Source organism: Pantoea sp. X-Soil-ISGK-275 (assembly GCF_059730795.1).
The window spans coordinates 1,542,481-1,556,903 of the sequence record NZ_AP035976.1; the positions used below are offsets into that span (position 1 = coordinate 1,542,481).

A 14,423-nucleotide genomic window follows, 5' to 3' on the forward strand; every position below is an offset into this window, starting at 1 on the left:
ATTTGACCGGAAGGTACCTGATAAGCGAAGCGAGTTGGCATGCATTTTTCAATTAAATAATTGAATTTATTGAAATAAATAATTTTTAATTTATGCAAAATAAGTTGAAGGCGACTGCAGCTGAGGGTCGATTTTGTTAAATATCATTAACGAATGAAGCATAATTGTTATTCAATAATACGCTTTAATCTCTTTGCATGTTCAATATAAAAAAATGGCACTGATTTTTTTCAGTGCCATTTAGCAATACGCTAATGTCTATAAATAAGAATTAAAGCGTTAAGGCTATTTTTGTGCCCAGTAACGACGTTTAGCTGTCTGCAATTTTTCATAGGCAGCGAGTAATGATTGATGCGTAGGGAATGCTTTCAGGTCCAGATCGACCGCTTGCAATCCATAGAAAGGCGCTTCACCACTGATAGCCGCTGAAGCAGCCTCAACTGCCGCCTGGCCATACATACGGATAAAGGCACGATGATATTGAAGCGGATCGCGTTCCTCTTCCATTGCCAGCAGCAGCAATGTTTGCAGGCAGCGGTAGTAGTTAGCGCGTTCTTCGCTGAAGATGGACTGGTTGAATTCCATCGTCCATTCAGTCCAGATCAGAGCCTGATCCAGGTCGCCACCTGCCAGCGCTAGCATCGCTTTCAGCTCGCCGATACGCAGTGTGTACCAGCCATTGTCTTTACCCGATGCCAGACCCAGCAGTTCGCGCACGCGAGTAAAGTCATCATGACCTTCCTCGTCCAGTTGCACGATCAGCTCGAGATAAGCTTCAGGTTCCCATTGGCTTTTCGGCAGCGCCAGCACCGTTTCGCGCAGTGGTGCACCCATGCTGTTATTCGCCAGCAGTAGGTCTTCCGCTGGATAAATATCAGACATACCAGGCACGATAATGCGGCAAGCGTAAACGCTCAGATGTTCATAGTCAGCGATATAGACTTCTTTATCTTCCGCACGGAAGATCGCCATCAGCGTATCAAACTCTTCGTGCGTGGAACCCGCAAAGCTCCAGTCGACGAAAGGATAGTCAGCATCGTCTTTGAACATATCCCATGAAATCAGACCGCTTGAATCGATGAAATGCGTTTCCAGGTTAGCGTGTTCCGCCACTTCTTCATCATCAAACGTTGGCGGAGTGAACACGTCGAGATCTTTCAGACCGCGGCCCTGCAGCAGTTCAGTAACGGTACGCTCAAGTGCGACGCCAAAGTCCGGATGTGCACCAAACGAAGCGAAACAGGTACCATTTGCTGGATTGAACAGCACAACGCAGATAACCGGGTATTTGCCGCCGAGTGAAGCATCGTAGGAGAAGATTGGGAAACCTTCAGCTTCCAGACGTTCAATCGCTTCAATTACGCCAGGATAACGCTGCATCACCTCTGCTGGAATTTCTGGCAGGCTGATGGATTCGGCGATGATGCGATTCTTGATATGGCGCTCAAAAACCTCAGACAGGCCCTGTACGCGCGCTTCATTCGCGGTGTTACCGGCTGACATACCATTCGATACGTACAGATTTCCGATGATGTTCATCGGGATATAAACCGTTTGCTGGTCAGATTGGCGGGTAAATGGCAGGCCACAAATACCGCGCTCATCATTGCCGGATTGCAGATCAATCAGCTCTGAAGCACCCAGGCTCTCTTCAGGATCATAAAATTTGCGGAGGCGCGCATCCAGAATGCCTTCTGGCAGGCTGTCGTCCTCGGTGAGCGGGAACCACTTTTCATTCGGATAGTGAACAAAATCACCATTAGCGATGGATTTACCTAACCAGAAATCGGCGAAGAAGTAGTTAGTAGAGAGGCGCTCAAAATATTCGCCCAGTGCTGAAGCCAGAGCGGCTTTTTTGCTAGCACCTTTGCCATTTGTAAAGCACAGCGGGCAGTCGCGATCGCGAATGTGCACTGACCAGACGTGTGGTACCGGATTCAGCCAGGAAGCTTCTTCAATATTGAAACCAAGGTCTTGCAGTTTCTGTTGAAAGCGTGCAATGGAATCTTCCAGTGCGGCGTCTTTTCCGGGGATAAACGTTTGCGTCATGGTGGCGCTCTCTTAAGTCAATGGGGTGGGCGTAAAGCGCGCAATAATACGGGTTTTATGCATGCTTCGCTATTCAGTCAGCCAAATTTATCTCAGTCTGGTTAAGGTTTTTATGCCATTCGGCTGCCCGCTTTTCTTTCTGGAACTACATCACAAAATTCCATGGCTTAATGCATTTATGACATAAGCTGCGGTGGAGCTGGCTCTGGAAATGTGATCGCTGCCGGATTAATGATTGCAGCCATCTGGAGGCAATGATAAAACCGGTGAGGTATTCATAACCGTTCGATATGACAGTGGTGAGGGGAAATGACTCAGGTTTATAATTTTAGCTCTGGCCCGGCTATGCTGCCGGTAGAAGTGCTCCGTCGCGCAGAACAAGAACTGACAAACTGGCACGGGTTAGGCACCTCGGTGATGGAGATCAGTCATCGCAGTAAAGAGTTTATTGCTGTTGCTGAAGCAGCAGAACAAGATTTTCGCGATCTGCTGAAGATCCCAGCCAATTACAAAGTTTTATTCTGCCACGGCGGTGCGCGTGCACAATTCGCGGCCATCCCCGGCAACTTATTGGGTGACGCAAAAACCGCAGATTATATTGACGGCGGTTACTGGGCTCACAGCGCAATTAAAGAAGCCGAAAAATTCTGCTCGCCAAATACCATTGATATAAAAGCCACGCGTGATGGTAAACGTGCTTTATTACCAATGCGTGAATGGCAGCTGAATGATGATGCGGCTTACGTCCATTTCTGCCCGAACGAAACGATTGATGGCATTGCCATCGATGAAGAGCCGGATTTTGGCGATAAGATTGTGGTTGCCGATCTCTCTTCTACTATTCTGTCTCGTCCAATCGATGTGAGTCGTTATGGCGTGATCTACGCTGGCGCGCAAAAAAATATTGGCCCGGCGGGCTTAACCTTAGTGGTTGTGCGCGAAGACCTGCTGGGTAAAGCACAGCGTTATGTGCCTTCTATCCTTGATTACAAGGTGCTGGCCGAAAACGAATCGATGTTCAACACCCCGCCAACTTTCGCATGGTATCTCTCTGGCCTCGTATTCAAATGGCTGAAAGAGAAGGGCGGCGTGGCCGAGATGGATAAGCTGAATCAGGCAAAAGCCGACTTACTGTATGGCGTGATTGATAACAGCGCGTTTTATCGTAACGATGTCGCAAGCGAAAACCGTTCACGTATGAACGTGCCATTCCAGTTAGCCGATTCATCTCTGGATAAAGTGTTCCTGGAAGAGTCCCTCAAGGCTGGTCTGCATGCATTGAAAGGCCATCGCGTGGTTGGCGGTATGCGTGCATCGATCTACAATGCGATGCCGCTGGAAGGCGTTAAAACGCTGACTGAGTTTATGGTCGACTTCGAACGTCGCCACGGTTAATTGCTTTTTTCATGCCAGCTTGTCTGGTATCAGACCCCGTCACACGATGGGGGCTCGTATTTTCTGGAGATTTGGTTTCACATGCAGGACTCCCTGACTCTACAACCGATTGCTCGCGTTGACGGCACGGTAAATTTACCGGGTTCAAAAAGCGTCTCAAACCGCGCGCTCTTGCTGGCTGCGCTGGCAAAAGGCACCACTCGCCTGACTAACTTGCTCGATAGCGATGATGTTAAGCACATGCTGAACGCCCTGAAAGCGCTGGGTGTCAGCTACACGCTCTCTGACGATCGTACCGTATGCGAAGTCGTGGGTAACGCGGGACCTTTAAGCGCTGAAAAGCCGCTCGAGCTGTTTCTGGGTAACGCAGGCACCGCGATGCGTCCATTGGCCGCCACGCTGTGTTTGGGCCAGCAGTCAATTGTCCTGACTGGCGAGCCGCGCATGAAAGAGCGTCCGATTGGCCACTTGGTTGATGCACTGCGTCAGGGCGGAGCAAAGATCGACTATCTTGAGCAGACCGATTATCCACCAGTGCGTCTTAATGGCGGTTTTATTGGGGGCGAAGTCAGCGTTGATGGCAGCGTATCAAGCCAGTTCCTGACGGCGTTACTGATGACCGCGCCGCTGGCGCAGCAAGACACGATCATCACCATTAAGGGTGATCTGGTTTCTAAGCCTTATATTGACATTACCTTGCACCTGATGCGCTGCTTTGGTGTGGACGTTGATAACCAGGATTACCAGCGTTTTGTGGTCAAAGGGCAGCAACAGTATCAGTCTCCGGGAGATTACCTGGTGGAAGGTGATGCGTCTTCTGCTTCTTATTTTCTCGCTGCGGCTGCGATTAAAGGTGGTACCGTGCGTGTAACCGGTATTGGCCGTAACAGCGTGCAGGGCGATATTCGTTTTGCTGATGTGCTGGAAAAAATGGGCGCAGTGATTGAGTGGGGCGATGATTACATCTCCTGCTCACGTGGATCGTTGACGGCAATCGATATGGATATGAACCATATTCCCGATGCAGCAATGACCATTGCAACCACAGCACTGTTCGCAGAAGGCATCACGCTGATGCGCAACATCTATAACTGGCGCGTAAAAGAGACCGATCGTCTGGCGGCGATGGCGACTGAGTTGCGCAAAGTCGGTGCTGAAGTGGAAGAAGGGCACGACTTTATTCGTGTGACACCGCCGGCTCATTTGCAACATGCGGATATCGGTACCTATAACGATCACCGCATGGCGATGTGCTTCGCGCTGGTGGCTCTGTCTGATACGCCGGTAACTATTCTCGATCCGGGCTGTACCGCGAAAACCTTCCCAAGCTATTTCCAGCAATTGGCGAAAATCAGTCATACTTCCTGATCGTCTAACCCGGCGCACTATGCCGGGTTACTTTGCTCTCCTTTGGCCTTATCAGGCGGAAATTGTTCTGAATCTGTCTATATTTCTAGCGCTGTCTACGCTAAAGGGTAACTAACCTGATGCAGGCAGCGTATAATGCCGCGCAATCCAGGCGGCCTGGAAGGGCTGACAATAAGCACGCAGCAACAGGAGAGAACAATGACGGCAATCGCCCCGGTTATTACCATCGATGGGCCAAGTGGCGCGGGTAAAGGGACTTTATGTAAAGCGATGGCGGAGTCGTTGCAGTGGCACTTACTGGATTCTGGCGCTATTTATCGCGTTTTAGCATTGGCTGCACTTCACCATCAGGTGGATATTGAGTCAGAAGAAGCATTAGTTCCGATTGCCGCGCATCTTGATGTGCGTTTTCTGTCGGTTAACGGTGAAATGCAGGTGGTGCTTGAAGGTGAAGATGTCACCGGTGAAATCCGCACGCAAGAAGTGAGCAACACCGCATCGCGCGTAGCCGCTTTTCCGCGGGTGCGTGAAGCGCTGCTTCGTCGCCAACGCGCCTTCCGCGAGGAGCCCGGTTTAATCGCTGATGGACGCGATATGGGAACCGTGGTTTTCCCAGATGCGCCGGTGAAAATTTTCCTCGACGCCAGCTCGGAAGAGCGTGCGCATCGCCGTATGCTACAGTTGCAGGAGAAGGGCTTTAATGTTAACTTTGATCGCCTTTTATCCGAGATAAAGGAACGCGACGACCGCGATCGTAATCGTGCCATCGCACCTTTAGTGCCTGCCACAGATGCTCTGGTACTGGATTCAACCAGTATGTCGATTGAGCAAGTGATTGAAAAGGCGCTTGATTATGCCAAGCAGAAGCTGGGCATTTAATCTTTCGGCAACCGAATTGCTGTAACCCTGTACCAAGGACCCGGTGCAGGGCATGTGAAACAACCCCATCCGACAATGAAGTCAGGTGGACGTTAAATTGAAGAATCCTAAGATTATCAATATGACTGAATCTTTTGCTCAACTCTTTGAAGAGTCCCTGAAAGAAATCGAAACCCGTCCGGGTTCCATCGTTCGTGGCGTTGTTGTCTCTATCGACAAAGACGTAGTTCTGGTTGATGCGGGTCTGAAATCTGAATCTGCAATTCCTGCAGAGCAGTTCAAGAACGCAGCCGGCGAACTGGAAATCCAGGTAGGCGACGAAGTTGACGTTGCGCTGGACGCAGTAGAAGACGGCTTCGGTGAAACCCTGCTGTCCCGTGAGAAAGCTAAACGTCACGAAGCTTGGATCACGCTGGAAAAAGCTTACGAAGACGCTGAAACTGTTACCGGTGTTATCAACGGCAAAGTTAAAGGTGGCTTCACAGTTGAGCTGAACGGTATTCGTGCGTTCCTGCCAGGTTCACTGGTAGACGTTCGTCCGGTTCGCGATACTCTGCACCTGGAAGGCAAAGAGCTTGAATTCAAAGTAATCAAGCTTGATCAGAAACGTAACAACGTCGTGGTTTCACGTCGTGCAGTTATCGAATCTGAGAACAGTGCTGAGCGCGATCAGCTGCTGGAAAACCTGCAGGAAGGCATGGAAGTTAAAGGTATCGTTAAGAACCTCACTGACTACGGTGCATTCGTGGATCTGGGCGGCGTTGACGGCCTGCTGCACATTACCGATATGGCTTGGAAACGCGTTAAGCATCCGAGCGAAATCGTCAACGTGGGCGACGAAATCACTGTTAAAGTGCTGAAGTTCGACCGCGAGCGTACCCGTGTATCTCTGGGCCTGAAACAGCTGGGCGAAGATCCTTGGGTGGCTATCGCTAAGCGCTATCCAGAAGGCACACGCCTGACTGGTCGTGTAACCAACCTGACTGATTACGGCTGCTTCGTAGAAATCGAAGAAGGCGTTGAAGGTCTGGTACACGTTTCTGAAATGGACTGGACCAACAAAAACATCCATCCGTCTAAAGTTGTAAACGTAGGCGATGTGGTTGAAGTAATGGTTCTGGACATCGATGAAGAGCGTCGTCGTATCTCCCTGGGTCTGAAGCAGTGCAAATCTAACCCATGGCAGCTGTTCGCTGAGACCCACAACAAAGGCGATCGCGTTGAAGGTAAAATCAAGTCGATCACTGACTTCGGTATCTTCATCGGCCTGGACGGTGGCATCGACGGTCTGGTTCACCTGTCTGACATCTCCTGGAACGCGACTGGCGAAGAAGCCGTTCGTGAGTACAAAAAAGGCGACGAAATCGCTGCCGTTGTACTGCAGGTTGATGCAGAGCGCGAGCGCATCTCTCTGGGCGTGAAGCAGTTGGCTGAAGATCCATTCAACAACTACATCACCCTGAACAAGAAAGGCGCTATCGTGACTGGTAAAGTCACTGCAGTTGACGCTAAAGGTGCTACAGTAGAATTAGCTGACGGCGTAGAGGGTTACCTGCGCGCTTCTGAAGCTTCTCTGGACCGCATCGAAGATGCAACTCTGGTTCTGAGTGTTGGCGACGACGTTGAAGCTAAATTCACCGGCGTTGACCGTAAGAACCGCGTTGTGAGCCTGTCTGTTCGTGCTAAAGACCAGGCTGATGAGAAAGAAGCTATCAACACTGTTAACACCAAACAGGATGAAGGCAGCAACTTCTCTAGCGCGATGGCTGAAGCGTTCAAAGCGGCTAAAGGCGAGTAATCGACCTAAGGCACCGGACGATGAAAATCGTCCGGTTTCGGTAAAAGCTGTCATACCTTTCCCAATAAGGATTAACCGGAGGTTACATGACCAAGTCAGAACTTATTGAAAGACTTGCTGGCCAGCATACTCATATTCCAGCGAAAGTCGTTGAGGATGCGGTCAAAGAGATGCTTGAGCACATGGCCACTACGTTGGCCCAGGGCGAGCGCATTGAAATCCGGGGATTCGGCAGCTTTTCTTTGCATTACCGTGCACCGCGTACGGGTCGTAACCCGAAAACGGGTGACAAAGTGGATCTGGAAGGTAAATACGTTCCCCACTTTAAGCCGGGCAAAGAATTGCGTGACCGTGCGAACATCTACGGCTAAGCCGTTACCGAACGATAAAAACGACACTTTAGGGTGTCGTTTTTTTTTGCTTAAAGCATGCTGAACTGGGAGCTAGTCTCCAAAATAAAGTCTCACCAATGTAATCTCTGCAAAAGTCTCTGAACCCATCGCGACACACACTCTTTTCACTGAAGCAAATCCCCCGTCTTCACTGCACACTCTTACACCAATGAGGGAGAGCACAAATGCATATGAACTGGATTGTTCTGGCAAGATTAATGATTGCTTCGGCGTTACCGTTAGGCCTGTTGCCGCACATACCCACAGCGAGCGTAATACTCACCATGGTTGGATTCGCGGTGTTACTCGGGTTGATGCCAATCACATTGCTGCGTTTATCAGGGATTACTCTGTTAATGTTGGCCTGGACATTGAATGAAGCTCGGCTGATGATCAATGCAATTGAGGATCTGACTGCCACATCGATTGAAGCCACAGTACGAATTACCGAAGTGCGTGAACAAAAGCAGCAGCTAACCGTGCAAATCTTGCGAGTCGGCCAGCGTTATCAATTTCCACCTCTCTTTGTGACGCTCAATAGTGCTTCTACTGAGCAACCATTTTGTGCCGGTCAGCGCTGGAAGATGAAACTGCGACTACGTGCCGTGCACGGCAGACTGAATGAAGGGGAGTTCGATCTGCAACGCTTTGCTTTGTCGAATCACACTCCGCTGCAAGGTCGCATCATCAGTCAGCAGGCGGAATCGCTAGCCTGCAACTGGCGCACGCGTATCATTGAGTACCATTTACCAAAATTTGATACGCTCCAGCAACCCGCAATTATGCAGGCTTTAGCGTTTGGTATACGTACCAACATGACCGAAGAGCAGCGACAGTTGCTGCGGGAAACAGGCACCGCCCACTTGATGGCCATCTCAGGAATGCACATTGCGTTAGCTGCCAGCGTTGGATGGCTATTGGCGCGTGCAATTCAGGTGATTTTCCCCGCTCATTTGATAGGCCATTTGTTTCCACTGCTGATTAGCATCATAACCGCAGCCATCTACACGTGGGTTTCTGGTAGCCATGCACCTGCTCAGCGCGCGATTATCGCGCTCATGCTTTGGACAGGTATTCGTAGCGTTGGTTGGCAACTCAGTGGCTGGCAAGTCTGGACGTTGTGTATTGGCGCATTGCTGGCCCTTGATCCTTTAACCGTTCTGTCAGAAAGCTTTTGGTTGTCAGCACTGGCGGTCGCGATGCTGATTGTCTGGTATCAATGGTTTCCATTGCCGCATCGCTTGCGTGCAAAACGTCGATGGCTGCTATTGCAATTGCTGCATCTGCAGCTCGGCATGATGATCCTCATGGCTCCGCTACAAATCTTCCTGTTTCAGGGAATAAGCCTGAGTGCTGTATTGGCAAATCTTATTGCGGTGCCGGTTGTGTCATTTGTCACGGTGCCGCTGATATTGCTGGCAATGCTCTTGCCTGTGCCGCCGATTTCAGTGGGATTGTGGTATCTGGCGGACCTTTCTATAGACAAAGTATTGCTGGTGCTGCAGTGGTTACCCGCTGGCTGGTGGGCATGGAGTGATACCTTACCCGCGATCGTGCTGCTTTGGGTGGGATTACTTCTTTGGCGCAGCAAGCTGATTTATTACAGCCTGATGCCGTGTTGTAGCCTGGTACTCGCGATTACCCTCTGGCGGAGTTCTACGCAGCGTGATGACTGGCAAATCGACATGATTGATGTGGGGCACGGACTGGCCGTTGCCATCACTCAGGGCAAAGAAGTGGTGCTCTATGACGTTGGACCCGGCTGGAAGCAGGATGATGCCGGTTCACGCGTCATCCTGCCATGGTTGCGGTATCACAGCAGAAGCCTTCATTCTCTGATCTTAAGCCACAAGCATCTTGATCACCGTGGTGGACTACACTCATTGCTCAAAATTAATCCAGCGGTAGTAATCCGTAGTGCCTTAGCGGAAAAGGGTCATCTGCCATGCTTCCGTGGCCAGCAGTGGCATTGGGGCAAATTGCAATTTACCGCCTTGTGGCCGCCGGAGAGTCAGACCCAGGGACAAAATAACGATTCGTGTGTGGTGCGAGTCGATGATGGGCAATTTAGCGTTTTGCTAACAGGTGATATTGAGTTAGAAGCCGAGAGAAAAATTGTCGCGCTGGAAAAAGATGCACTCAACGCGACGATTTTGCAGGTGCCGCACCACGGCAGCAGGACATCGTCAGGCGCGTTACTGTTACGTAATGTTGCTGGAAAAGCAGCATTTGCTTCGGTGGCGCGATATAACACCTGGCGTATGCCGGCACCAGCCGTAGTACAGCGCTATCGTCAGCAAGGCTATATGTGGTACGACACGGCTCAATCGGGGCAGATTCATGTGGGTATCAGACAAGGTCATTGGCAAATTAAGGGCTTAAGAGAGCAAATAAAGCCTCGCTGGTACCATCAGTGGTTTGGCGTCAAACGCGATTCCAGGTAGAATGAGCGGCTATTTCAAACAGCGTGAATAAATAATGCATCAAGATAAAGATCTCTCAACGTGGCAGACATTCCGTCGACTCTGGCCGATGATTGCGCCCCATAAGGCTGGTCTGTATGTGTCAGCGGTGGCGCTGATACTCAATGCGGCAGGCGATACCCTGATGCTCTCTCTGTTGAAACCTTTACTGGATGATGGCTTCGGTAAAGCTGACAGATCCGTAATGCTGTGGATGCCGCTGGTGGTAATCGGCCTGATGCTGGTGCGCGGCGTAACCAGCTATGTCTCCAGTTACTGCATCTCATGGGTTTCCGGCAACGTGGTCATGAACATGCGTCGCCGTCTGTTCGGCCATATGATGGGCATGCCGGTTACCTTCTTCGATCAACAGTCAACGGGAACGCTGCTATCACGCATCACCTACGATTCTGAGCAGGTTGCCTCTTCTTCTTCAAGCGCACTGGTTACCGTGGTGCGTGAAGGGGCCTCGATCATTGGCCTGTTCATCATGATGTTCTATTACAGCTGGCAGCTGTCTCTGATTCTCATTGTGCTGGCGCCGATCGTCTCTTTTGCCATTCGTACCGTTTCAAAGCGCTTCCGCAGCATCAGTAAGAACATGCAGAACACTATGGGACAGGTGACAACCAGCGCCGAACAGATGCTAAAAGGGCATAAAGAAGTGCTGATCTTTGGTGGCCAGGACGTCGAAGCGAAGCGCTTTTCTCAGGTTAGCAACAAGATGCGTCAACAGGGCATGAAACTGGTGTCAGCGTCCTCCATTTCTGATCCGGTGATTCAGTTAATTGCCTCACTGGCACTGGCATTCGTGCTTTATGCCGCGAGCTTCCCAAGCGTGATGGATACGCTCACAGCCGGTACCATCACTGTGGTCTTCTCTTCAATGATCGCCCTGATGCGTCCGCTGAAGTCACTGACCAACGTCAATGCGCAGTTCCAGCGCGGTATGGCGGCATGTCAGACGCTGTTCTCGATTCTCGACAGTGAGCAGGAAGTGGATAACGGCAAGCGTGAGATGGATCGCGCCAAAGGTGATGTTGAATTCCGTAACGTGACCTTTACCTATCCCGGCCGTGAAATCCCTGCGCTGCGCGATATTAACCTGTCGCTGCCAGCCGGTAAAACGGTTGCACTGGTCGGTCGTTCCGGCTCGGGTAAGTCCACCATGGCCAGTTTGTTGACGCGCTTCTACGACATCGACAGCGGTGAAATATTGCTGGATGGTCACGATTTACGTGAATACACTCTGCGCTCGCTACGTAACCAGGTCGCGCTGGTTTCCCAAAACGTGCACCTTTTCAACGACACCATCGCCAACAACATTGCGTATGCCCGCAATGGCCAGTACACGCGTGAACAAATCGAGCAGGCTGCGACCATGGCGCATGCGATGGACTTTATCCAGAAGATGGATAATGGCCTCGATACCGTGATTGGTGAGAATGGCGTGCTGCTTTCCGGTGGTCAGCGTCAGCGAATTGCGATTGCGCGCGCGTTACTGCGTGACTGCCCAATCTTGATTCTCGATGAAGCCACATCAGCGCTGGATACCGAATCTGAGCGTGCGATTCAGGCCGCACTTGATGAGCTGCAGAAAAACCGTACTTCACTGGTGATTGCGCACCGTCTGTCGACCATTGAAAAAGCTGATGAGATCGTCGTGGTTGAAGATGGTCGCATTGTCGAACGCGGTACTCACAGCGTGCTGCTGGAACAGAAGGGCGCTTATGCGCAGCTTCACAAGCTGCAGTTCGGTCAATGATTGAACGCATCTGGAGCGGGCGCTCGCCGTTGTGGCTATTGCTATGGCCGCTGAGTTTGCTTTATGGGGCGATCACCTGGCTGATTCGCCTCAGCTTCCAGCGCGGGTGGCGAAAAAGCTGGCGCGCACCTTGCCCGGTGATTGTGGTGGGGAATCTCACCGCAGGCGGGAATGGTAAAACGCCCGTAGTGATCTGGTTGGTGCAGGCGCTGCAACAACGCGGCTTACGCGCTGGTGTGGTGTCGCGGGGTTATGGCGGTAAAGCTGAACGTTATCCGCTACTGGTTACCGCTGAAACGCCCACGGCGCAGGCTGGCGATGAACCTGTTTTAATCGCTCAGCGCACGCAGGTGCCGGTCGCGGTTGCGCCGCAGCGGCGTCTGGCGGTAGAAGGCCTACTCGCTGCGCACGATCTGGATGTGATCATTACCGATGATGGCCTGCAGCACTACGCGCTGCAGCGCGATCGTGAAATCGTGGTGGTGGATGGGATGCGTCGTTTTGGCAATGGCTGGTGGTTACCGGCTGGGCCAATGCGTGAACGTGCTTCGCGACTTCAGACGGTGAATGCGGTGATCGTTAATGGCGGTGATGCGCAGGCGGACGAAATTGCGATGACATTGCAGCCCGGTCTGGCGGTAAACCTGATCAGCGGCGCAACCGTAGCGTTAGAACAGCTGCCGGAAATCGTCGCCATGGCCGGTATTGGTCATCCGCCGCGCTTCTTTAACACGCTCAAACAGCAAGGTATTCAGCCAGTGGCAGAAATTGCCTTCGCCGATCACCATGCTTACAGCGAAGACGAATTGCAACGTCTGACTCAGGCACAACAGTGCTTACTGATGACGGAAAAAGATGCGGTGAAATGCCGTGGCTTTGCTCGCCCAAACTGGTGGTATCTGCCGGTAGATGCGCATCTGCAAGGCACGGCGGTGGCAACCTTGTTAGACGATATCACTCATCTCTGCACCAACGCGTGCGACGCCCGTTCGCGCTAACCACCGAAAGGGGAATTGAGTCATGAACCTCGCCGCTTCCCTCTCGTTACAAACTGCTCGTCACCTTCATCTGGCTGCTCAGGGACTGTTACGTCCTTTGGGCCGTCGGGCGCGCTTTACCGATATTCACGCCACTGTGCGTCAAATGTCTTTGCTGCAAATCGATACCATCAATGTGGTGGCTCGCAGTCCTTATCTGGTGCTGTTTAGTCGCCTTGGCGCATACCAGTCCAATTGGCTGGAACAGGCGCTGGCATCTGGCGCGTTATTTGAGTATTGGGCGCATGAAGCCTGTTTTATTCCTGTCGAAGATTACCCACTGCTGCGTCATCGCATGCTGGAACCGCAGCGACTTGGCTGGAAGTACAACCAACAGTGGGTTGAGGAACACCAACAAGAAATCACTGATCTTCTGCAACATATCTCCGCCAATGGTCCGGTACGTGCTGCCGATTTCAGCAATGATAAACAGACCAAACCAGGCTGGTGGGCGTGGAAGCCGCATAAGCGTCATCTGGAGAATTTGTTCAGTGCCGGTCAATTGATGGTGGTGGAGCGGCGCAACTTCCAGCGGGTTTACGATCTGCACAGCCGCGTAATGCCGGACTGGATTGATGAACAGCATGCACTGAGTGAAGATGAAGCAGTGATACAGATGTTGAGTCACAGCGCGCGCAGCCTCGGCATTTTTCGTGACAGTTGGCTAGCAGACTACTATCGCCTCAAACGTGCACCACTCAAGTCGTGGCTCGCGGATGCCGCCGCACGCGGAGAGATAGTTCGCGTTGAGGTCGAGCAACTGGGTGAAATGTGGCTGCACCACGCGTTATTGCCGCTGCTGGAAAAGCCACTCTCGGCCACGCATACCACGCTGTTGTCACCCTTTGATCCGGTGGTTTGGGATCGTCGTCGCGCGCTGGAGCTGTTTAATTTTGATTACCGCATTGAGTGCTACACGCCAGCGGAGAAGCGCAAATATGGTTATTTTGTCTTGCCAGTGCTGCATCGCGGATTATTGAAAGCGCGCATCGACGCCAAAATGGAGCGTCAGGCCCAGCAATTGGTCATTCGTGCATTCTGGCTGGAAGAAGGCACACGCGTCAGTAATGCTTTCCTTAATGACGTACATAAAGCCATTAATCACTTTGCTGCGTGGCAAGGTGCCAACGAAGTGATTATCGAAAATGCGCCTGCAGAACTGTTGGCGGCCTGGTCAAATCGCTGGTCAATGGTTGAATAACACCGCCACTTGTCTGGCTTGAGTGCGCCATTCCTGCGCACGCTATTATGATATGCTAACCGTCTGAATCGGTCCTG

General features: G+C 51.6%; 10 protein-coding genes. 9 read left to right on the forward strand and 1 reads right to left on the reverse strand.

Annotated features, from left to right (window positions below):
• Window positions 1-285 precede the first annotated feature (285 nt).
• Window positions 286-2,049, reverse strand: coding sequence for a 30S ribosomal protein S12 methylthiotransferase accessory factor YcaO (ycaO, locus tag AC6I8A_RS07150; protein WP_265297168.1), 1,764 nt, complete (start codon window positions 2,047-2,049; stop codon window positions 286-288).
• A gap of 309 nt (window positions 2,050-2,358) precedes the next feature.
• Here ycaO and serC point away from each other — a divergent pair, with 309 nt between their 5' ends.
• The 9 genes from serC to AC6I8A_RS07195 all read left to right on the forward strand — a co-directional run bounded on the left by serC (window position 2,359) and on the right by AC6I8A_RS07195 (window position 14,346).
• Window positions 2,359-3,444, forward strand: coding sequence for a 3-phosphoserine/phosphohydroxythreonine transaminase (serC, locus tag AC6I8A_RS07155; RefSeq protein ID WP_256696091.1), 1,086 nt, complete (start codon window positions 2,359-2,361; stop codon window positions 3,442-3,444).
• Window positions 3,445-3,525: 81 nt separating this feature from the next.
• Complete coding sequence (gene aroA / locus AC6I8A_RS07160; RefSeq protein WP_479489953.1) at window positions 3,526-4,812, forward strand: 3-phosphoshikimate 1-carboxyvinyltransferase; 1,287 nt, start codon at window positions 3,526-3,528, stop codon at window positions 4,810-4,812.
• A gap of 198 nt (window positions 4,813-5,010) precedes the next feature.
• Window positions 5,011-5,691, forward strand: a complete 681-nt coding sequence (gene cmk / locus AC6I8A_RS07165) for a (d)CMP kinase (RefSeq protein ID WP_256696093.1) — start codon at window positions 5,011-5,013, stop codon at window positions 5,689-5,691.
• A gap of 121 nt (window positions 5,692-5,812) precedes the next feature.
• Entirely contained in the window at window positions 5,813-7,489 is a 1,677-nt protein-coding gene (gene rpsA / locus AC6I8A_RS07170; RefSeq protein WP_052025984.1) for a 30S ribosomal protein S1, read from the forward strand.
• 86 nt (window positions 7,490-7,575) lie between these two features.
• Window positions 7,576-7,860, forward strand: coding sequence for an integration host factor subunit beta (gene ihfB / locus AC6I8A_RS07175; protein WP_003849360.1), 285 nt, complete (start codon window positions 7,576-7,578; stop codon window positions 7,858-7,860).
• A 206-nt stretch (window positions 7,861-8,066) separates the two neighbouring features.
• Window positions 8,067-10,325: a DNA internalization-related competence protein ComEC/Rec2 gene (locus AC6I8A_RS07180; protein WP_497818249.1), complete on the forward strand. Its 2,259-nt coding sequence runs from the start codon at window positions 8,067-8,069 to the stop codon at window positions 10,323-10,325.
• A 34-nt stretch (window positions 10,326-10,359) separates the two neighbouring features.
• Window positions 10,360-12,108 carry a lipid A ABC transporter ATP-binding protein/permease MsbA gene (gene msbA / locus AC6I8A_RS07185; RefSeq protein WP_256696095.1) on the forward strand — a complete coding sequence of 583 codons (1,749 nt, stop codon included), beginning with the start codon at window positions 10,360-10,362 and terminating at the stop codon, window positions 12,106-12,108.
• Window positions 12,105-13,106: a tetraacyldisaccharide 4'-kinase gene (lpxK, locus tag AC6I8A_RS07190; RefSeq protein ID WP_293795957.1), complete on the forward strand. Its 1,002-nt coding sequence runs from the start codon at window positions 12,105-12,107 to the stop codon at window positions 13,104-13,106. The genes msbA and lpxK overlap by 4 nt, the downstream gene beginning before the upstream one ends.
• A gap of 22 nt (window positions 13,107-13,128) precedes the next feature.
• Window positions 13,129-14,346, forward strand: coding sequence for a winged helix-turn-helix domain-containing protein (locus tag AC6I8A_RS07195; RefSeq protein ID WP_256696097.1), 1,218 nt, complete (start codon window positions 13,129-13,131; stop codon window positions 14,344-14,346).
• Window positions 14,347-14,423 lie beyond the last annotated feature (77 nt).

Bases quoted from the DNA above. Each gene is read 5' to 3' on its own strand.
- rpsA (WP_052025984.1), top strand. From the start codon at position 5,813: ATGACTGAATCTTTTGCTCAACTCTTTGAAGAGTCCCTGAAAGAAATC.
- ycaO (WP_265297168.1), bottom strand. From the start codon at position 2,049: ATGACGCAAACGTTTATCCCCGGAAAAGACGCCGCACTGGAAGATTCC.
- aroA (WP_479489953.1), top strand. From the start codon at position 3,526: ATGCAGGACTCCCTGACTCTACAACCGATTGCTCGCGTTGACGGCACG.
- serC (WP_256696091.1), top strand. From the start codon at position 2,359: ATGACTCAGGTTTATAATTTTAGCTCTGGCCCGGCTATGCTGCCGGTA.
- lpxK (WP_293795957.1), top strand. From the start codon at position 12,105: ATGATTGAACGCATCTGGAGCGGGCGCTCGCCGTTGTGGCTATTGCTA.
- AC6I8A_RS07180 (WP_497818249.1), top strand. From the start codon at position 8,067: ATGCATATGAACTGGATTGTTCTGGCAAGATTAATGATTGCTTCGGCG.
- cmk (WP_256696093.1), top strand. From the start codon at position 5,011: ATGACGGCAATCGCCCCGGTTATTACCATCGATGGGCCAAGTGGCGCG.
- AC6I8A_RS07195 (WP_256696097.1), top strand. From the start codon at position 13,129: ATGAACCTCGCCGCTTCCCTCTCGTTACAAACTGCTCGTCACCTTCAT.
- ihfB (WP_003849360.1), top strand. From the start codon at position 7,576: ATGACCAAGTCAGAACTTATTGAAAGACTTGCTGGCCAGCATACTCAT.
- msbA (WP_256696095.1), top strand. From the start codon at position 10,360: ATGCATCAAGATAAAGATCTCTCAACGTGGCAGACATTCCGTCGACTC.